A 22,919-nucleotide genomic window follows, 5' to 3' on the forward strand; every position below is an offset into this window, starting at 1 on the left:
TAAGCCGGAACGTGGAGACAAGACGTTTTTGATTTATCTTTATTATAGGAAATAACTGTGTTATTTTTATTATATGATTAAAACTAGTAAGATAAAAAGGTGTTTACATACTTATGCATTAATAGACTATTATGTCGTATTCTTGTGGAGGTTGACTATAAAAGAAAGGGGAATTAAGTATAATATAATATTTTGCAGGTATTACCAAATATCTCATTCTTATGAGGATTCTGACTTCAATCGTATATAAAGTTATGTTTCGGAATAATCCTAATATTAGGATTAGATAAATATAGATTTGTTACATTAATGTTATAAATGTGATGACAAAATTTCAGATAATAAATGAGCAGATTTATTATTTAATAATAAAACAATTTTCAGCAGGTAAAATTAGACTCATAGTTACAATAGTTATTTCTAATATTAAATCTGTCGCTGAAAGTATTCCTTCTATTTCAACCATGTTGAGTATTTCTTAGGAAGAAATAAAAGGAATACTGATTAGTCTTTATTATTCTACCTTTTGTGAATTTATCGTAACATTTTTAGTTATAAAAGATTTTATAATACTTTTGTCAATATCGCCTTCTTTTGCTTGTATATGTAGATTCTGGAAATAGAAATCTGATAGTTGGTATTGTTTAGACGGTTTTACATTGAAGAAAATATTGCATTTCAAATCAATGTTGCGCATTGTGATATTCTCGGCATAGGAAAGCGGAATATCTTTCCGGTCTTTCAAATCATAAAATTGAGACCATGGAGCAATGGTTATAAAGCTTGTTGCGTTTCCTTTAATATTTTCTACTAAGATATACTCATATTTTTGTGGAGTGTCGGGACGCATCTTAAAATGCAGGAGAATTAATGCTTTGTCTACCGTACTGTGGCGAAAGATAATATTTCGGTTATGTACAGATTCACTTCCACAGGTCAGGGCACTATGGCAGTAGCCGTATTGACAATTCTCAATAATAATATCTTCATTACTGCCATTGTTTGCATCCTGGTCTGCCCAAGGCCCTTTGCCGCCTTTCAGGCATACAGCATCATCGCATACTGACATATAGCAATTTTTTATCAGCACATTTTTGCAGACGTCCAGGTCTACAGCATCTGTGCTGGGGGCTTCCATAGGCTTACGGGGAGTAGTAATGTGAAGATTCAAAAGTTTCAAATTATTGCATTTGTAATAGTGCGTGCTCCAGTAGGGCGAATTGGCTATTTTGATACCTTCCACCTGCACATTTTTACAATTGGACAGATAAATGATACGAGGTCTTTGTTCATCCATATTAGTACATTTCGGATTCCATTTCAGACGTAGCCAGAATGCTCTCCAAAAGCGGAAGCCATTGCCGTTGAGCATACCTTTTCCTGAAATGGTAAATCCGTCCAGCCCGTCTGCATTGATTAAAGCTCCGTAATATGTCAGCGTTTGTCCTTCCATACGGGTGGTCAGCAGCGGAAAGTCACTTATGTCATCGCTGCCCTTCAACACAGCATTCTTTTCAAGATGCAGATGCGTTTTCGGTTTAAAGAATAGTGAACCACTTAAAAAAGTACCTTGGGGAACAACAACAACTCCACCACCATTTTCTGCAGCCATATCAATTACTTGCTGGATTTGTTTGGTTTGCAATACGGTACTGTCGTTTATTACTCCGTAGTCAGTAATCCGATATTGTTTACCGAGTGATTTTGGATTCACATTTTGGGTCTCTTTGAACCATTTGCTAATCGGTTTGCCATCAGGAAATGTCTCCTGTCCTAACATTTGCAGGCAGCAACAGAGTGCTGTACATGCAATGAATATTCTCATCATTGATTTAATTTGGGGTTAATAAATACATTCAGTCGGTACCTGCTTTCTGTAAACGAAACCCAAGCCCGTTTGTAGATAAAGAGAATAGAGTGTAAAATGAATATTGCAAATATACGGATTTTATGCTTTTTCTCCAAAAAAAGAAAATAATTTATAAGGTAACCGCACCAAAATGAAATTGTTGATTATTGCTATATTATAATTATGTACGCGCGTTCCTTAAATTAATATAACCAATATATAAAAGGTGGGAAGGTTAATTACTTATTAAGGAAAATTCAAGTATTTGAAAGAAATGATAAAAGTGATAAGTGTCAATAATGATAGTGTTACAATCAAAATGATTATGTTTTCTTTTGAAAAAGAATACTATCTTTGTGGAAGTAAAGAGTAATAGTAGTGAAAAAACAGTAGTAAACCTTAAAACAAAGCCTATGGAGTAATGGATCAAGAGGCTAAAAGCCAGTAAAATAAGATATTAAAATATAACTTAATATTTTAATGATATAAAAACTTATTTCGATATTATTATTTGACCTTACAACACGATGTGTGATACAATGAAAAATACTTTTAAATTCTTGGGAAGATTTCTTGTTCTCTCCCCTCTTTGTTATTTATACTTCTTTTTTAAAATGTTTTTCTAAAAGTATGAAGGTTTAGTGATAGCGAATCTTTTATCTGAAACTGACTAACTTTATTTAATAACCTGTTTATGGAAACAAAAAACTTTTTTATTGCAGAATTGCTTCGTATAAAGAAAGCAATGAGTAGTCCTATGTGGCGTTTCATGTCATTAGGCGTATTATTTGTTTTCGCTTGTATGCTAGGTGCGTGCAGCGATGATGACGAAAAGGAATTAGTTAAGGAGCCGGAACCAGAAACTCCAGTTGATCCTGATGATCCAAATGGTCCGGATATACCACAAAGAGACGGGACGGCACTGTTCTTGGATGCAGCTAAGTCAAGCGGTATTTCACTGACGGAGCTTGCCGGTGAAACGAATGGGTATCAGTTGAGTATTCAAACCACAGACGGCAGCAAGTATTATATTCCTACCGTCGGATTGAAAGATGCATTAGCTAATAAGAAAGTAAAACTGACATTCGAATATAAATGTACCGAAGATATAGCACAGTTTAATATAGGATATTCCGGTGAAGAGAACATGAACTATTTCGGAAAAATTGAAGCCGATGTAGATAAGGATGAAGATGGATGGGCACCGTATAGCGTAAGCCTGGTTCAGGATATTGAAAAATACCGGTGGGGAAATGTAGACGATTGGCTTGGTTTTTATCTTCAGCCGGCAACGAAGACTGGCGCTCCTGTGACGTTTGAAATAAGAAACATCTATCTGGAGAAAACGGATGAGCAGGTAGAGCCCGTTGAACCGGAGGATCCTAATAAGTATCCTTTGTCATTTTCATCGAATCGTCCATCTACTGCATTCGAAAATAAATTCGGACGCGCGGATGGCATCGAATATACGAGAAACGGTGATGAATACCATATTACGTTCGTTGACCGTCATTACGATGCTACACAATCACATAACGAACATATGTTTGCTACCGATCCATTGACCAAGATGCTGAATGTGGGAGACAATCAGAAAGTAGAACTGGTATTTAAGTATAAAGCATCTACTCAGTACCCATGGCAATTTACGACTTTCTTTCAGGTAAATGAGGATCTGACTATATTCAATGCAACAGTTGTAGACTGCCAAAATATGAAGGCATCGGCAAATGCTAATCCTGACAGTGAAGGATGGGCAACTTATCGTCACGACTTAACCAGTATGGTGAAGTCATATAAATGGGGACAGGATCTTTCAGTATCACCGCAGATTCGTTTGCGGTTCCGTCTGATGAGAAGCGCAGAAATCACTGACCCCGCACATCCTGAAAAATACGATTTTAAGGAAATAGACCTCAAAGACGTTCATTTGCAAGTTGGTGATATGCCCGCTCCGATAGAGCCGGAAGACCCGAATGTTCTGGCTTTGATATTCTCTGAATCATCGACAAAGGCTAATGTAACCATAGATAAAATTGAAGATGGGCAATATACATTGAGTTTCGCAGCAGGAGGTGGTCATGGAGAACATTTTATTGAAACTGATGTATTGGCACAAGCATTGACGGTAGCAGACAATCAGAAAATAGAACTGGTCTTTGATTATAAATCCATTGGAAAGATTGAATATCCTTGGCAATTTACAGCTTATCTCAGAGGTGGAGGAATAGCAGATAATGGTAATACAATCGATATGCAGCCGATAGAGTATAAGGGAGATTGGGGAAATATCCGGATGGATATAACCGATGTTCTTAAGGCAAAACAATGGGGACTGTCGGTGTCTACTTACAAGATGCGTTTTCGATTCAGATTAGTGAGACAGAATGGAGTAGTAGATAATCCTCAGTGTCCAGAAATGTACGGTTTCAATGGTATCGAACTGAAAAATGTTAAATTGGAAATAAAGGATAAATAAGGTATTGTTAGTTGAGAAAAGGTAAAAGATTGTTTTTCAGGAATTATTTTTTATATAACATACAGCCGCTTAACGGCTGTTAATCAATTCTTTTATGAAGTTATTTTATATATCCGTTTTCTATCTGCTACTATTCGTTGGGGCAGTCTGTGCTTGTAGCAGTGATTCTGATTTGGCTGAAGAAGGTGAAAAACCCGCGGCACCGGAAGAAGAAACATCAGTCAATGAACTAAAACTGAATGCAGATAAAACGAACGACGTTAAAGTCAGCGTAAACAATAAAGGAGAATTCGTACTGACAACAACAGGAAAAGACCCTTATATCTGCACTATGCCGCTGGATAAAAAGAATCCGGAAAATTCCGTTGTGTTGACTTTCGAATACAAAGCTTCTAAAACCATCAATGGCTTTCAGGTATTTTTTGCCAATCCTTTGTCCGGCGACCGAATGGAAGAATATGGGGCAATTGAAGCATCGCCCAGCAAATGGGACACATATTCATGCAATCTGTATGATGCTATAGAAAAATACTCGTGGGGAAGAATACAGGATTATCTCCGTTTGGATTTTGGAAGTACGGTAGGGGTACAACTTTATATGCGGAATGTCCGTCTGAGAGGAATGAATAGCGAGGAGAAAGAAGCTTGGGAAGCAGAACAGGAGAAGAAGAATGGTATAGAGAAATTAGCAAAAGAACTTCCGGAATATCTGAAACGTTCTTTCTCTTCGGAAATCACCCGTGTGGAAGTGACCTCTAATAAAGTTAATATCGAAGGCCGGTATAGCGGAAGCGGTACATGTAGCTTGGCGGAAGTCACCCCTTACGAGCACGCTTTGCTGCTTACAAATTTCAAGAAGTGCAAGACTGATATCAAAGCGGGAACATTCACCGTTTCATTAGACCGTGTGGTGGAATATGATGGTTATAAGTATGACCGCCTGCTCTCCAAGTTCGTGCTGGTGCGGACCGTCAATGGTAAAGACGAATTGGTATCGTGCGGGCGCTATGTGGATGCGGATTTGATAGACCGTTCTAAAGCCTCTTCGTTGCCGGATTGTTCCGGTGACCTGACAAAAGGCGGAGAAGCTGACAGAAGTAGCCAGGCAGGTTGGAACGATGTAGATGCGTTAGGATTGAAAGCGGTTCTGGTAGGCATACCTGTGACAGCCGTCATGTGGGAGACCCAGGCGAATGCTGCCAAAGTAGGCGACCAGGTGATTACGCATCAATATTTGGGAAAGAACTATTATTTCAGCAAGAGTTATTTTGAGGAGATGGATAGGGGACTTCTGGAATTCCAGAAACGAAATATTGCTGTGTTTACGGTTATTTGCATTCGTCCGGAAGTGTCGAAAGATGCCAGTGCTTACAGAAATTACGACCATGATTTGGGTATGCTTTTCCAACATCCCGATTTCTCTGAACCTGCTGGTACAAACGGGGTTTATTCGATGGTCAACCTTGATGAAGCTAAAAGTGTAAACTATTGGGCAGCGGCACTTGACTTTATGGCATCGCGCTATTCGGACGGTACGCACGGGCGCATTCATCGTTATGTACTGCACAATGAAATCGACGACCCTGCTAACTGGAATAATATCGGCTACAAGCCATTGGAATATTACGTGGATTATTTTACGAAATCAATTCGTATCGGTCATAATATTATCCGTCAATACAATCCGCATGTACAGATATTGGTGCCCGTAACGCAGTCGTGGACTCGTGAAGTAATTACCCCCGGCATTCGTGCGGAATATGCAGTAAAGAAGATATTCGGTTTACTTAACCAACTTAGCGCCAAAGAGGGGGATTTCTATTGGGGAATGGGCTATCATTCTTATCCGCAGAAGTTCAACTCACGTACATGGGAAGATCCGGATGCGACTTTCTCAATGAACACTCGTATGGTGACGTTCAAGAATCTAGAAGTATTGGATAAATGGGCTAAAACACCGGCGAATATGTATAAAGGGACGAAGCAACGCAATATCTGGTTGACAGAGAATGGTTCTAGTACATCGACCTATACTGAACAGAGCTTGAAAGAACAAGCAGCCTGCGCAGCATACGCTTTGAAAAAGGTAGAGCAGCTGTCCGGCATCCAAACAGTGATTTGGCATGCGTTGACAGATAATAATGTTGAAGGGAATCTGAACTTAGGATTGCATTATCGTAAAGATCATCCGGGCGACCCGTGGGGAAAGAAACCGTCGTGGTATGTATATCAGGCATATGGAACGGCAAATGAGAGTAAAGTACTCGATCAATACTTACCCGTTATCGGGGTAAGCAAGTGGGAGGATATCATTCACAGTGTGTCCGACTAATCAAACTATTACAAAATAATAAAGAATAACATTATGAGAATAAATCAAAGGTTCAACCGGGATATCTCGAAGATTTGGCAGTCCAGACAGGTTGTCAAGGTTGGCTTGTGTCTGTTGTTCATGATTTCCGCTCCATTTTGTTTGTCGGATGTATTTTCGGCAACTGGAGCGGAAGCCCCCACTGTTCTAGCGTATGCGCCAGAACAAGCGGTACAGAAGAAAATGTTGACCGGGAAAGTAGTTGATACCAATGGAGAACCTATCATCGGTGCCAACATTATAGAAAAAGGTGTATATGCCAATGGGGTGATTACCGATTTGGAAGGTACGTTCAAACTGCGGGTAAAGCAGGATGCCGTCATAGAAGTATCCTATATCGGCTATGTAAAAAAGGAGGTTTTCACGAAAGGACGCGATTTTGTGACCGTCACCTTGCAGGAAGATGCCAAAACGTTGGAAGAAGTGGTGGTGGTAGGCTACGGTTCGCAGAAGAAAATCTCTGTGACCGGTTCCGTTGCTTCTATCCAAACGGAAGATTTGCTCAAAAGCTCTCAGGCAAACTTGGCGGCTGCATTGTCAGGACGTTTGCCGGGATTGGCCACGATGCAGACTTCCGGGCGTCCCGGTGGAGATGACGTAACACTTTATTTGCGTGGTGCCAGTACCACCAACGGGGTGAATCCGCTGATTCTGATTGACGGTGTTCCCCGCGACGGTATTGCTACGCTCGACCCCAATGAAGTGGAATCCGTTACCGTACTGAAAGATGCTTCTGCTACCGCAGTGTTCGGTGTACGTGGCGCCAACGGTGTGATACTGATTACCACTCGTCGTGGAGAGGTAGGCAAAACAGAATTGAGTATTTCTGTAGACCATAGTTTGCAGCAATTTACGGTATCAATGGACCGTATCCACTCTTGGGAGTATGCAGAACTACGAAATCAAGCTTTCACGAATGATGGCAAGGATGCGCCTTATAATGCTTATATGATTGACATGTATAAAAGCGGAGAGGATCCTGTTTTCTTTCCTGACCGCGACATTATGTCAGAGTTCTTCAAGAAGTGGGCGCCGCAAACCCGGGTGAACGTCAATATGAATGGAGGTACGGAGAAAATCAACTATTTCATCAATGTCGGTTATATAGGACAAAGCGGACAATTTAAGACTGAATCGCCCAAGGCATTGGGATATGATCCCAGTTATAAAATGAACCGTTATAATTTTCGGTCTAATGTCGATTATAAATTGGCTTCCAATTTGAAATTGTCATTGAATCTGGCTTCTTATCTTCAACAGTCCAATACACCGCAATGTCAGGATTTATATAATGGGAATTTGAATTCAATGATTGCAGATATGGTTGCGCATGCATGGGCAACTCCGCCTACTACACCGGGACCGGTTACCATGCCGGGGTATACAACGGATACAGGGGCGGAGATTCCTGCCAACCAGATAGTAGGTTCTAATTTTAATACAGACATCAAGAACAACAAGTGGGGAGAGTTAAACCGTCGCGGCTATCAGGAGGTGACCAATATGAATTTGAACTCTTCCTTGGCGATAGACTGGGGGCTTGATTTTATTACGAAGGGATTGAGCACGAAGTTTATGGTAGCTTTTGATGCAGCTTCTTCCACAACTTTGACTGCCCGCCGCGTATTTGATGTTTATCGTGCTTATCCGGCACAGTCACCCGATGAAAAGTCTTATTATCAGGCAATAGAAGTTGACAAACAAGATGTGCTGGGTGCTCCTACCCGTTCGAATGCTTCCAACTACTACTTGAACCTGCAATATTCTATCAATTATGCCCGCCAGTTTGAGAAGCACGACGTGTCTGCCATGGCATTGTTTCAGCGTGACAACTGGCAGAAGGCAAATGCGGATTTGCCTTACAATATGTTAGGACTTTCCGCTCGCGCCACTTACGCTTATGACAGCCGTTATCTGGCTGAGGTCAATGTAGGTTACAACGGTTCCGAACAGTTCGCCAAAGGACAACGTTTTGGGTTCTTCCCTGCGTTTTCAGCAGGATGGGTAGCCAGCAATGAAGCTTTCTTGCGTGACAACCCTGTGCTTACCCATTTGAAGTTGCGTGCTTCTTATGGTAAGGTTGGTAATGACAAATTAGGCAATGACCGCTTCCTTTATTTGGATAATATTTCCGTCACTGGTGGACAGATATCTTCATTGGGACGTGGTCAGTCTATTTCGATAGGAAAATTTGGAAATAGGAATATTACATGGGAAGTAGCTTATAAGCAAAACTATGGAATTGATTTGAAATTGTTCCACGATTTCTCTCTTTCTGTCGACTACTTTAAAGAAAAACGGGAGGATATCCTGATTTCCCGCGGGACCGTGCCGGAAGTTTTGGGCATATCAACTGCGGACCTACCTAAAGTGAATATGGGAGTAGTAGACAATCAGGGATTTGAAATAGAAGCAGGCTATCAGAAACGTCTGGATTCGGGAATCTCATTCTCTTTCAAAGGGAATTTTGCCTACAACGAGAACAAGCAACGCAACATGGATGAAGCTATTTACTCCGAAGATTATGCATATCGTTATCGTAAAACCGGCTATAGCATCGGACAGTTATTCGGATATAAGATTGATTATAGTAATGGAAATGGCTTCATCAATACTCCTGAAGAATTGGAGAAAGCAAAGAAAATGTATAAAATCGGAACGCCCCGTTTGGGTGACTTCTTATATCAGGATTTGAATGGTGACGGGGAAATCAGTGAGAAGGATATGGCACCTATCAAATATTCCAATGTGCCACGTATATCATATGGTTTCTCCGGTTCGGTAGATTGGAAAGGTCTTGACTTCTCCTTCCATTTTTCAGGCATTGCCAAATGTTCTCGTCTTTACAATTCTTGGAGGGCTACGGAATTTGCCAGTGAGGGTGTATATAGCAATTGGCATAAACATGCATGGACACAAGAACGCTATGCTAACGGAGAACGCATAGAGTATCCGGCGTTGGCGGCATCGACCGGTGTCAGTCATGTGGCGAATGACTTCTTTATCATGGACCGTAATTTCCTGCGTTTGAAGAATGTGGAGTTGGGTTATAGTCTGCCCAAGCATTGGCTGCAAAAGGTTAGCCTTTCTAAAGTACGTGTCTATATCAATGGAAACAACCTGCTTACGTGGAAGAAGATTAAGGTGAATGCCATTGACCCGGAACAGAGCTGGGAGGTGAACTATCCGTTGACCAAGATGGTGAATTTCGGTCTGAATGTTGTATTTTAACAGTTGAAAAGACAAATATTATGAAATTAAAATATTGTATTATCTCCTCTTTTATCGTGTTGGGCGGTTTGTGTTCGTGTGCCGATGTGCTTGATACGGCACCTGACGGCAGGTTGTCGATGAAAGATATTTTTGCTGATCCGACCAAGGTAGGAGCCTTTTTGAATACTTGCTATAACCACCTTCCGAGAAAGGGATATTTCTATTGGGGATGGGATCCGGCACCGGTTTCTCTCAGTGATGACGCATGGACTTCCGGAGATGGAGGCAGTGGTGCTGCTCCAAAAGTATATCGCGGTCAAGTTTCCGCTTCGGATCATCCGGTGAGAGATGCATGGCTGGATGATAGTCAGAAAAACACTTGGTGTACCAATAATTATTGGGCACGTTATTGGCAACAGATTCGCTTGTGTACACAGTTTATAGAAAATATTGATGATGCAGCGGTAAACAGTGAAATAGACCGTGACCGTTTTCGTGCCGAAGCGCATGTGTTGCGAGCTTATTTTTATTCAGAATTGGTGAAATGGTTTGGCAAGGTGCCCGTCGTTAGAGAGTCGATTGCTTTTGATGCGGATTTTTCGGGCATGAGACGTGAATCGGTATATGATGTGGTGAAGTTTATTGAGGAAGATTGCGATGCAGCTATTTATTCGGATAATCTTCCGTGGCGAATCACTACAGCATCGGAAGGATTGCGGATGACAAAGGCGGTTGCCTGGGCCATTAAGTCAAAAATGATGCTGTTCGCTGCAAGTCCGTTGTTCAACGAAGGCATGAATCATTGGGAAGAAGCCTATATCGTGAATCGCGATGCTGTGAACGCATTGAAAAACAACGGATATGAATTGTTTAAAGAATGTACGAACCCTACTACTTATGGCACGGGAAAAGCGGCCGCTTTTCGCCAGTTGTTTAATACGGCAGCTGATTATGTGGCGGAACCGAGAGACAAGGAAACTATCTGGCAACACGTCGGACATACCTGTTTCGTATGGCATATCGGTTATATCGGAAGTAAAGGTATGAATGGTATTGACGGTACGTATGCTTGTGGTGCCTGTCCGACTCAGGAGTTGGTGGATGCTTTTAATACGCTTGACGGTGAACCGGTTTTGAATCTGGAAAACCCTTACAACGATGAAAAACACCTGCTACCGAACTACAACTCCCGAAATACACAGTATAATCCTGATGACCCTTTTGCCAACCGCGACCCGCGTATGGAAGAGACGTTGATGCACAACGGTTCCACTTTTGTCTGGAGCGGGGAGACTAAAACGGTGCAGACTTACAAAGGGGGATACAATGAGATTAATTTGAATCCCGGTCAAGTGTATAATACGCGTACCGGATACTATCACTGCAAATTCGTTCAGCCGGGCGCATGCAAACAGAATGGTATACAGACACCTGCATGGAAATTTTTCCGCTTGGCAGAAATCATATTGGATTATGCGGAAGCAGCTGCGGAAGCAGGACATTTGACTGACGCAAAGGATGCAGTGGATGAAATCAGAGCACGTGTGGGGATGCCGAAATTGCCGGCCGGTTTGTCACAGAAAGAAATGATTCTGCGTGTGCGTAATGAACGTCAGGTGGAACTGGCATGGGAAGAATGCCGTTATTTCGACTTGCGCCGCTGGCAACAACCGGATGGCGACCTGTCGGAAAGTTGCCAATGGCTGACCGGTATGGAACCGATTAAGCAGTCTGACGGCACATTCAAGTACGAACGCTATAGCATCTCACAAAATCCGCGTGGCGGATGCGAAACGCGTGATTTACTGTTGCCGGTTCCGGTTGTGGAGGCAGCTCGTTTGGAGGCTGTGACCGGAGAAAGTTGGCAAAATCCGGGATGGTAACATTAGTATAATTTGAAAAAACAATAGAATGAATAATATTAAGAATAAAATATCCGTATGGGCTGTTTTTGCTTGCCTGATGGTTCCCTCAACGGCAAGCTGGGGACAGGAAGCCACCTCTTCTGCTGTCCGTACCTCGGATGAGGAGGAAGTTATCGATTTGGGATATCTCACTTTGCCCAAGAGGGCTGTCACAGGAGCAGTGTCGAGTGTATCCGGTACGGAATTGAGAAAGAGTCCGGATGCAAGTCTGCCCAAGACCTTTGCGGGACGTTTTAGCGGTTTGACAACCCGGGAGACGGATGCGGAATTGTCAAGGGGCGGATTTTCTACAGAAACAATGGGAATGTCGTGGTGGATTCGCGGACTTTCTACTGTCAACGGGACAACACCGATGGTGATTCTGGACGGTGTGTTATGTCCTAATACGAACTATGTGTATTTGTCACCGGATGAAATAGAATCCGTCACAATGCTGAAAGATGCCGCTGTGCTTTCACTATATGGGATTCAGGGTGCCAATGGTGTAATTTCCATCAAGACCAAACGAGGTCGTGTGGGAAAGACGGATGTTACGGTCACCTTCGACCAGTCGCTTCAGCAAATGACACGCAGACCTCTTTTCGTTAATTCGGGCGAGTATGTGGATCTGCGGAATCAAGCAGGCTGCAATGACGGATTGGGCAAGTATTCACAGTTCTCCCCGTCGGATGTGGAACAGTTTCATGCCGGAGGCAATGAATTGTATCCGAATAATAACTGGTATGACATGTTTGTCCGTCCGTTGACATTCATGTCCCGCGCGGGAGTGACTGTTCGCGGCGGTAGTGAGAAAGTTCAATATTTTTCCAATGTCAATTACATGCATCAGCAATCCCCGTTTAAAACGACAGAAGAACCTGGTTCCCAATACAACCCGGAACCCAAGAATGACTGGTTCAATTTCCGTTCCAATGTCGACGTGAAGTTTACTTCCTATTTGAAAGGCTTCCTTCGGTTGGCGGGGAATGTGAAGAATGAGAAAATGACCGGATATTCCAATGCTGCTGTTTATGACCATTTGTTCACTTTGCCTCCTACCATGTATGGTCCGTTGACTCCAAGCGGGGATGAATACGAAAACGGCGGGCAGGTGATAACGCATGATGATGAAGGGACTCCGGTATATGGAATGTTGAATCGTTCGGGATATATTCAAAATCTATATGTCAATATTACGGCACAGGCGGGGTTAAATATGGATCTGGGCTTTCTAACAAAAGGACTTTCAATCGGGGGGCTGATGGCTTATCAGACCAGCACATTGAATCAGACCCTGACAACACAGGATTTCGAACGCTATATCCGTACCAAAGATATGAGTGGACTGTATTTCACTAAGAAAGGTTCTTCACTCAATTCTCCGTTGAAATACTCTAAATCGTCTACGATGGATTATAACCTGAATTTATACGCACATGCCAATTATAACCGTACGTTCGGTGACCATAGCATTGATGCGATGGGGTATATCTTTTATCAAAAGCAGGAGCTCCAGAAGAGTAATCTGCCTTATAAACGTGAAAGTATGGGAGCGACTGCTACATATGGATACAAGAACCGTTATTTCATCAAGGCGGACGTAGGCTATTCCGGTTCGGAACAGTTTCACCCGGACAAACGCTATGTGGCAACCCCTGCCATTTCGGGAGCATGGATTGTTTCGGACGAGGCGTTCATGAAGGATATAGAGTGGTTGAGCTATTTGAAGTTGAGGGCTTCGTATGGTATTACGGCAAACGACCAGTTCGGTGGTGCACGTTATCTTTATCTTGACAATATCGACATAAACGGTAATGAGGGACTGAAAGGGAATCCAGGCCTGTCGGCTGAGAAGATGAAAAAACAGAACTATGGGATAGAATTGGGGCTGTTTGACGAGCTGAGCGTCTCATTGGACTGGTATAAGTCACGTTGCGACAATATGTTGGTAAGTAGTTCCGGCACGATTCCTCAATACCAGGGCGTACCTCTCAACTATTATCCGAAAACCAACGGGGGAAAAATGGAAAATTACGGTTATGAGATTGAAGCCATGTATGAGAAGCGTCTCAATGACGACTGGTCATTTCATGTAGGCGGTTCGTTCAGCTTCAATAAGAATAAAGTAATCAGCGTCAACGAATCTCCCTATGCTTCCGATTATGCTTACAGATTCCGTACGGAAGGATATACATCCGGACAGGTATGGGGGTATCTTATCGACTATAGCAATGGTAACGGAATGTTCAACTTTAAAGAGGAGCTGGAGGCGAGCGGCTTGACTTATGCTTTTGGCACTCCCCGCCTGGGAGACTTCATTTATCAGGATTTGAACGGTGATAAGGTGATTGATGAAAAAGACATAGCCCCTATCGGTTATTCGAGAATCCCTCGTCAGAGTTACAATCTGACCGCCGGATTCAAATATAAGAACTTGGAAGTCAGCCTGCTGTTCCAGGGCGTAAACAAGGTGTCCACCGTAGCGAGCGGCATAGGAGTTTATGAACATGCTTATCAGGGCGTATTCAATGATATTCATCAACATGCCTGGACCCAGGAACGCTGGAATAATGGGGAAAAGATAGAATATCCCGCCTTGTCGTTGAATGAATCTACCAATCATGTGGCGAACAGCTTCTTTGTATGGAATGCGTCCTATTTGCGCTTGAAGAATATGGAGATTGCTTATACGCTGCCCAAACATATCTCCAGAAAGATATGTGCGGAAAACATCCGTTTCTCGTTGAGCGGGCAGAATTTGCTTACCTTCGACAAGATGCGTTCCAAGTATATCGACCCGGAAATAGGAACGATGGGGGATTTCCAACCTTACAGGGTGTATAACATCGGAGTCAGTTTAACCTTTTAACAGTAGCATGATATGATAAACAATATATTAAAACTATTAATGCTTGTCGGATGTGTATTGGGAGGCGTGTCTTGCGCCGACCTGGACGTCCGTTCGGACGGACGTGTGACGTATGAGGATATCTTCAGGCATTACGGTCGTACAAGGAGTTATTTTAACGGGTGTATAAAAAAGATACCGAACATCAGTATGACATCCTATGGCGGTACCGCTTTGGCCTCTTTCTGTGATGAAGCGCATGATGCCAGTGATTGTGCCGACGGTGCTGTTTCAGATTGGTATAAAGGATATGCAACCGCCAGTTACTTCCCGATAGCGAGCCCCTGGGGTTCATTGTATGAGGCTATCCGCCATTGCAATACGTTTCTGCTGTATATCAATGACCCGGAAGTGGCTACTTACAGTTTCCGTGAAGGAGAAAAAAACGGTTGGATTGCCCAGGTGCGGGTGGCGCGTGCTTTTTACTACCTGCAATTAATCAAACGTTACGGTGGTGTGCCGTTGGTGACGGTACCTTACGGAACAGGCCATGATTATTCGGTTGACCGTCGGGCTACGTTTGAAGAGTGTGCCGATTTTATCATCAGCGAATGCCGCAGAGCATTGGCTACAGAGGAATTGAGCGGTGCCGTTACATTTGGTTTCCGTTGGGATATCAATGATACGGAACGTGGAGAAATCACGCGTGCCTTTGCCTACGCTGTGATGTCACAGACCGCTTTGTATGCTGCCAGCCCATTGTGGAAGGATGGAACCGGCGCTTATACGTGGGAGAAAGCTATGGAAATCACGAAAGAGGCGCTGGACCAATGCCTGAAGCATGGATTCAAACTGTATGCCACCCAACCGTCGGCTGACGTAGCGCAGAATGCATATGCTTATTACCACTTTACGCGTTCAGATCCCAGCCGTTCCTTGGATAAGGAGACGATTTTCGAATCGTCTGCCCAAACAAACGTGTGGAAATATGCAGGTACTCCCATCACTCCCGGTATGGAAAGGGCAGGTGCGGGACCGTCGCAAGAACTGGTGGATGCTTATGAAACGATTGACGGAGAACCTGTGCTGGACTTAGACCAGCCTTATAAGGATGCTGACCATCTGGAACCCAATTATAATAAGAACAATCTGATGTATAGAGAGAATAATCCGTATGCCAACCGCGACCCGCGATTCTATGCATCTGTTTATTACAACGGAGTGAGACGGTATTTGGATAGCCGTACAGAGACGGTAGATACTTATGTGGGAGGAAATTGCGGTATTTCTGACGATGTGACAGATATCCGCTATACACGTACCGGTTATTATTTGAGAAAATTCAATAATTATCGTTCGGGTAATGAGATTGCAGGAGATGGCTTTATCCGTATTTTCCGTTTGGCGGAACTTTATTTGAATTTTGCGGAAGCGGCTTATCAGGCCAAAGGCCCCGATGTACTGGTGAAGTCAACGGTTGGTGGCAGTTCTATGACTGCTCGTGCAGCGGTTAATGCCATCCGTTCGCGTGCAGGTATGCCCGAACTGCCGCGTGGATTGTCGAAAGAGGTATTCGGTAAGCGTTACAGAAATGAGCGCCGTGTAGAGCTTGCATTTGAAGAACACCGTTTCTTTGATGTACGTCGTTGGAAGATTCTGAAAGAAACAGATGATTTTGTAACCGGAATGAAGATAACAAGCGGTTTATCCGGAACTTTGAAGTATGAGCGCATTAAGTTGGCACAACGCGGCACGAATACAGATAAGTATCTGATGTTCCCCATCAACCGGTCCGAAGTGGACAAGATGGAAGAAGTGACCGGTGTGACCTGGCAGAATCCCGGTTGGTAACTTGATACATGTTTTTAATTAAGAAAGATAATGAAGAAATATATTTTATTTTTAACAGGGTTTCTGTTCCTCGCATCTGCCTGTAATGACGATGATGTCAAGGGAGTGATAGAGCCTGTGACAGAGGTGGAGTGTAGCCCTTTCGTCGGTTCGGTTCAGATGAAGTGGAAAAATCCGGCGAGTGAGGATTGGTATTACACGTTGATTTCCTATAAAACCGCTGACGGGCGGACGGTGAATAAGAAAGTCAGTCGGTTTAGCGGGAGTCCGGACCATACTACAACAACGTTTGTAGGCGGATTCACGGACACTAATGAATATGAGTTTACGTTGACTACTCATGGCTATAGCGGAGCTTCTTCCGTTCCGGTCGTTGTAAAAGGTACGCCGGACGATAGGTCGGGAGCTGCTGCATACGTAATGGAATCGGTGCAGTTTGAGCCTAAGGAAGCCGGTGCGCGTCTCTTCTGGGTGAACGAAACAGAAATAGGTGTGACATTGCATCTCTCTTACACGAATGGGTTGGGAATGTATATGGAAGAGGAAGTAGATGCGACTTTCACAGGAGATTATTCCATAACAGACTTGGTTGGAAAGACGACTTTCATTGTTCGTGCTGAGAATGTAGCGGATGGGACGATGACGGATGAAAGCACATATGAGGCGTCTCCTATTGTTGATCCTCGGGATGTTATCTTGATAGAACCTAATCTGGAAAAATCGTACGGTATCAAGAGCATGACTCCGATAGAAGGAGAGGATAATGCATATCGATATGTGTTTGATTATAATGCTGCAGAGCGTTTTATCTTGTCTGTGCCTATGGAGCAAAGTTTGAGACGCACTGATATGATGCTGGTTTTTCAATATAAAAGTTCAATACTTGCTCGTACACAGCTTATGTTTATGACGGATACTGGTAAGAGATACGATTATGATTGGAATCTGCCGGCTACAGACCAATGGACTACCATTACGCTTGATATACAAAAAGCCCTGGAAGAAACCAAGTGGGGAAATGCAGGCAATACATTCCGAATCTTAATCTGGCAGGAGAAGGAACTGCCAATCAGTGAATATACGATCGACTTCAGAAATATGTATATGCGGCCGAAATAAACGATAACGGTTGACATGGCAGGTGTATTGCCATATCCCCAGTGTCCCTATATAGAAACCGTAGTGTCTCTATATCTGCACTACAGTGTCTGTATAGGGACACTATGCTGTTTATATAGAGACAAATTACATGGAATTATGTCCCGCTATGCGGGAGTTATATTATGAAAGAAATAAAAATCAAAGGAATGAATATTTTACAGAAAATCATAGTTGTTTTATTGGCGGGGTTCTTATGTGGAGAAACCTTGTCGGCTGCGTCTTCTTCGGATACGAAGATGGACCGCTTTATTGATGAATTGATGTCGAAGATGACACTTCACGAGAAAATCGGACAATTAAACCTTTGTGGTGCAGGAGACGTCTATACTGGTCCGGTGGTGCGTAGCAATATTGCCGAACGAATCCGGAAAGGAGAAGTAGGCGGGATTCTCAGCTTGAAAGGAGTTTCTTATATTCGCAGTATACAGGAAGTTGCAGTGAAAGAATCCCGTTTGGGAATTCCGGTGATTTTCGGAAAAGATGTCATTCATGGTTACGAGACGGTATTCCCTATTCCGTTGGGAGTATCGTGCAGTTGGGACCTGGAAAAGATTGAGAAATCGGCACGTATTGCCGCTATCGAGGCAAGTGCCGATGGTATCTGCTGGACTTATTCGCCCATGGTGGATATTTGCCGGGATGCCCGCTGGGGACGTATGTCCGAAGGTTCGGGCGAAGATGTATTCTTAGGTTCGCGGATTGCGGAAGCCATGGTGAAAGGATATCAGGGGGACAATACCTACCGGAGAAGGGACGAAGTGATGGCATGTGTCAAGCACTTTGCCTTGTATGGGGCTTCGGATGCAGGTCGTGATTACAATACGGCGGATATGAGTCGCCTGCGCATGTATAATGAATATATGCCGCCTTATAAGGCTGCCATCGATGCCGGTGTAGGTTCTGTGATGAGTGCCTTCAACGTAGTGGACGGTATACCGGCTACCGGTAACAAATGGCTGCTCACCGAACTGCTTCGCAACGATTGGGGATTTGACGGTTTTGTCGTGAGTGACGCCAGTTCCGTTCAAGAGATGTGTGCTCATGGTATGGGAAATACGCAGGAAGTGGCTGCTTTGGCTGTAAATGCCGGATTGGACATGGACTTGGGGTCGGAAGCATTTATGCGTACTCTCGAAAAGTCTGTGGCAGAGGGGCGTGTGTCGGAAGAACAGATTAATAAAGCTTGTCGCCGCATATTGGAGGCCAAATATAAACTTGGTCTTTTTAAAGATCCTTATAAATATTGTGATGTATCCCGTCCTGATAAAGAGGTTTATATACAGAAACATCGTGATTTTGCACGCCAACTGGCGACAGAAACATTTGTGCTGATGAAAAATGAAAACCAGCTTCTTCCGTTGAAGAAAGAAGGAAAGGTAGCGCTTATCGGACCTTTCCTGAATGACAGGAAAGAAATTCAGGGGACTTGGAGTCCGTCGGGTGCCAATGAAAAATATACTACTATTCTGGAAGCATTCCGCAAGACTGTGGGAGAGAAGGTAGAGCTTCTTTACGCTCGCGGTTGTGGCTTTGAAGATGGCGCTAACGAAGAACAAATACAGAATTATCTGCGCGATAAAGGAAAAGGCTTCAAGTGGCAGCCCGGCACACCGGAAGAGGCGGATGAGGCTGTCCGCATTGCCGGAGAGTCTGATGTCGTCGTCGCTTTCCTCGGCGAGCACGAGATGATGAGCGGTGAGAGCAGCAGCCGTTCGGAACTGACCCTGCCTGCATCCCAGCGGGCTCTGCTCGAACGCTTGCTGAAGACGGGCAAACCGGTGGTACTGGTTTACTTCACGGGACGCCCCGTGGTGATGGACTGGGAGACGGAACACGTGCCCGCCATCCTCAACGTCTGGTTCCCGGGCAGTGAGGCGGGCGATGCTATTGCCGATGTCCTGTTCGGCGATGTCAATCCTTCGGGCAAGCTGACGGCTTCCTTCCCGCGCAATGTAGGACAAATCCCTATCCACTATGACGAACTGCCCACCGGCCGGCCGTTGGCGGAAGGCAGTAAATTTGTCAAGTTCACGAGTGCTTATCTGGATGTGCCCAATACACCGCTCTATCCGTTCGGTTACGGTCTGTCCTATACCACCTACGAATACTCGCCCATGACCCTGAGTGCCGACCGCATGACGGAACAAGGAAACATTCAAGTATCCGTTACCGTGAAGAATACCGGAGATTGTGACGGGGATGAAATCGTACAGTTGTATATCCGCGACCTGGTAGGAAGTGTCTCCCGTCCGCTGAAACAGCTGAAAGGTTTCCAACGTATCCATTTGAAGAAAGGGGAATCGAAGAAAGTGACTTTCACTCTCACCTCGGAACTGCTCAAGTTCTACAATTCGGAGTTGCAATACGTTTGCGAACCGGGGGATTTTGAAGTGATGGTAGGCCCCGACAGCCAACGTGTGGAACGCCGCCGCTTTACATTGAGTGCCAACAACTGACAATTCAGTGCTACTAAACTAACATAAGCATTACTTAGAATCTATGACATATAAAAAGATACAACTATTGTGTGTTCTGCTATACTTTTGTATAGCATCGGGATGCTCGGATGCGGTGCGTCTGGAATCGCCGCGTCTTGAGATGCAGGAAGCACCTTTGGGCGTTTCCGTCCCGCATCCCGTCTTTTCGTGGCATCTGGATTCCGACCGGAAAGGAGTGGAACAGAACGCCTACGAAATCAGAGTCTCCTCTACCCTTGAAGGGTTGGATTCCGAATCCTCTCTGGTCTGGAACAGCGGTAAAGTAGCCTCGGATGCCATGCAGGCAGCCTACGACGGGCAGGCTTTGGAGCAGGGCACTGATTATTATTGGAAAGTCCGTGCCTATACCAATGAAGGTACCACTGCCTGGAGCAAGGCACACCGCTTCTCCACTGCCATCGGCGCAGACCGTTGGCAAGCCGAATGGATTGGTGAAGACCGGCTCTCCAACCTGGGTGAGAACCGCGACAGCCTCTACACTCGCCTTGCCGCCCGCTACTTACGCAAGGAGTTTGCCGGCGGACAGAAGGACATCCGCCGCGCTATGCTTTACATCAGCGGGCTTGGCGCGTACGAAGCCTATCTGAACGGCGAACGTGTCAGTGATGATTTTCTGGCTCCTGCTCTTACTTTTTATAGCAAGTTAGTTTATTACAACACTTACGATGTCACCCGCCTGTTGCATAAAGGCGACAATACCTTGGGGGTCATTCTCGGCAATGGCCGTTACTTCTGGCTTCGTGCCCAGGGTAAGCCTATCGCCGGCTTCGGTCTTCCCCGCCTGCTTGCCCGGTTGGAAGTGGAGTATGAGGATGGCAGCCGTCAGGCTGTCGTTACCGACGGCAGCTGGAAAGTGACTTCCAAAGGTCCGATTATTGCCAACAACGAATACGACGGCGAAGAGTACGATGCCCGCAAGGAACTCCCCGGCTGGAACCGTTCCGGTTATGACGACACTGGCTGGCAACCGGCAGATGTTGTTTCTGCTCCTGCCGGACAGTTGTGCGCGCAGCCTTGTCCGCCTATCCGGGTGATGGAGCGCGTCCGTCCAGTCAGTATCACCCGGATGCCTTCGGGCAAATACCTGGTGGATATGGGACAGAATATGGTCGGACGATTGAACGCTACCTTCACAGCCCGGAAAGACAGCGTGGTGGCCATGCGCTTTTCCGAACTGCTTAATCCCGATAGCACACTCTATGTGGCAAACCTTCGTTCGGCAAAGGCTACCGACCTGTTCACCGCCGCTGCTGACGGTAAATATACCTGGAGGCCCGCTTTCGTATTCCACGGCTTCCGCTACATTGAGCTGGACGGGCTGACGGAAATGCCGGCGGCAAAAGACCTCGAAGTGGAAGTACTCTATGACGATATGGCGACTATCGGCACGTTTGAGACCGACAACCGCGTCATCAACCAAGTATACAGCAATGCCTACTGGGGTATCCGCGGCAATTACCGGAACATGCCTACCGACTGCCCGCAGCGCGACGAGCGCCACGGATGGATGGGCGACCGCACCACGGGCTGCTGGGGCGAGAGCTTCATCTTCGAAAACTGCCTGCTCTACCGCAAGTGGCTGCAGGACATTGAATGCTCGCAAGGCGACAACGGTTGTATCTCTGTTGTCTCTCCCCAATACTGGTACGAACGGGCAGATGATATTACTTGGTCCGGTGCTTACATCTTTGCCGCCGAGATGATGTACCGCCACTTTGGTGACAAATCCGGTATCGTAAAGCACTATCCTTCAATGAAGCGTTGGGCGGAGCTTATCATCCGCCAGTATGTACAGGACGGGGTGGTCATTCGCGATTGCTTTGGTGACTGGTGTCTCCCGCCCGAATCATTGGAACTGATTTTCTCGAAAGATCCTACCCGTAAGCCGGACGGCCGTATATTGAGTACTGCTACCTTCCGACATATTCTGTATCTGTTGGCGGACTTTGCTTCACTGGCAGGACATCCGGAAGATGCGGATGGTTACCTTGCTTGTGCCTCTTCACTGAAAGAAGGGCTCAACCGTCATTTGTTCAATTATGAAACCGCTCAATACGGCAACAATGCCGTAACAGGCAACCTGCTTCCTCTTTACTATGGCCTAGTGCCCGAAGGCTACGAACAACGGGTGCTCAATAGTATCGTAGAAAAAACCGAAGTAGAACGCGACGGGCATGTCAGTACCGGGGTAGTCGGCATCCAGTACCTGATGCGCTGCCTGAGCAAATACGGCCGGCAGGACCTTGCCTATAAACTGGCGACGCAGGAGACTTATCCGAGCTGGGGATACATGGCAAAAAAAGGAGCTACCACCATCTGGGAACTTTGGAACGGCGACACGGCGGCACCGGACATGAATTCCGCCAATCACGTGATGCTGCTCGGCGATTTGGTTATCTGGTATTACGAGAACCTTGCCGGTATCAAAAATGCCGAAGGCTCCACCGGCTTCCGCCATATCGAGATGAAACCCTGTTTCCCCGACGGGCTCGGGCGTGTTTCCGCTACGTACCGTTCCGTTTCCGGCACTATCGGCAGCCGGTGGGAACGTGACGGCGACAGCCTGTCGTGGACGGTGACCATCCCCGCCAACTGTTCCGCCACCCTTTATCTGCCCGTGGCGTTGCATCCGGAGAAACCGGTGCTGGCAGAAGGTATTCGCGGGATAACTTCGCAGGAAGCATATTGGCAGGTGGAACTGAGTTCGGGAACTTATCATTTCGGAAAATAACTGATAGAAAAATA

Annotated in this window: 10 protein-coding genes; 9 read left to right on the forward strand and 1 reads right to left on the reverse strand. The window is 45.1% G+C overall.

Going from position 1 to position 22,919, the window contains the following annotated elements:
- Positions 1-514 precede the first annotated feature (514 nt).
- Positions 515-1,825: a glycoside hydrolase family 28 protein gene (locus tag AB5443_RS19570; RefSeq protein WP_368114232.1), complete on the reverse strand. Its 1,311-nt coding sequence runs from the start codon at positions 1,823-1,825 to the stop codon at positions 515-517.
- Positions 1,826-2,543: 718 nt separating this feature from the next.
- Between AB5443_RS19570 and AB5443_RS19575 the strand changes: the two genes are divergently transcribed.
- The 9 genes from AB5443_RS19575 (at position 2,544) to AB5443_RS19615 (ending at position 22,905) form a co-directional block, all read left to right on the forward strand.
- Positions 2,544-4,328 carry a hypothetical protein gene (locus AB5443_RS19575; protein ID WP_195408434.1) on the forward strand — a complete coding sequence of 595 codons (1,785 nt, stop codon included), beginning with the start codon at positions 2,544-2,546 and terminating at the stop codon, positions 4,326-4,328.
- A 94-nt stretch (positions 4,329-4,422) separates the two neighbouring features.
- A complete protein-coding gene (locus AB5443_RS19580) occupies positions 4,423-6,660 on the forward strand; it encodes a DUF5722 domain-containing protein (protein WP_195408435.1) in 2,238 nt (745 codons plus the stop codon).
- Between the two features lie 33 nt (positions 6,661-6,693).
- Positions 6,694-9,930, forward strand: coding sequence for a SusC/RagA family TonB-linked outer membrane protein (locus tag AB5443_RS19585; protein ID WP_368114196.1), 3,237 nt, complete (start codon positions 6,694-6,696; stop codon positions 9,928-9,930).
- A gap of 20 nt (positions 9,931-9,950) precedes the next feature.
- A complete protein-coding gene (locus AB5443_RS19590; RefSeq protein WP_195408436.1) occupies positions 9,951-11,795 on the forward strand; it encodes a RagB/SusD family nutrient uptake outer membrane protein in 1,845 nt (614 codons plus the stop codon).
- Positions 11,796-11,823: 28 nt separating this feature from the next.
- The gene (locus AB5443_RS19595; RefSeq protein WP_368114197.1) at positions 11,824-14,685 is read left to right on the forward strand and encodes a SusC/RagA family TonB-linked outer membrane protein; all 2,862 of its coding nucleotides are present in this window, start codon (positions 11,824-11,826) and stop codon (positions 14,683-14,685) included.
- 12 nt (positions 14,686-14,697) lie between these two features.
- Positions 14,698-16,515, forward strand: a complete 1,818-nt coding sequence (locus AB5443_RS19600) for a RagB/SusD family nutrient uptake outer membrane protein (RefSeq protein ID WP_368114198.1) — start codon at positions 14,698-14,700, stop codon at positions 16,513-16,515.
- A gap of 30 nt (positions 16,516-16,545) precedes the next feature.
- Positions 16,546-17,634, forward strand: a complete 1,089-nt coding sequence (locus AB5443_RS19605) for a DUF4959 domain-containing protein (RefSeq protein ID WP_368114199.1) — start codon at positions 16,546-16,548, stop codon at positions 17,632-17,634.
- 164 nt (positions 17,635-17,798) lie between these two features.
- Positions 17,799-20,132, forward strand: coding sequence for a beta-glucosidase BglX (bglX, locus tag AB5443_RS19610; RefSeq protein ID WP_368119628.1), 2,334 nt, complete (start codon positions 17,799-17,801; stop codon positions 20,130-20,132).
- A gap of 43 nt (positions 20,133-20,175) precedes the next feature.
- Positions 20,176-22,905, forward strand: coding sequence for a family 78 glycoside hydrolase catalytic domain (locus AB5443_RS19615; RefSeq protein WP_368114201.1), 2,730 nt, complete (start codon positions 20,176-20,178; stop codon positions 22,903-22,905).
- The last annotated feature ends 14 nt before the right edge of the window (positions 22,906-22,919 follow it).

Source organism: Bacteroides sp. RTP21281st1_H5_RTP21281_210402 (assembly GCF_040918965.1).
GTDB classification, from domain to species: Bacteria; Bacteroidota; Bacteroidia; order Bacteroidales; family Bacteroidaceae; genus Bacteroides; species Bacteroides congonensis.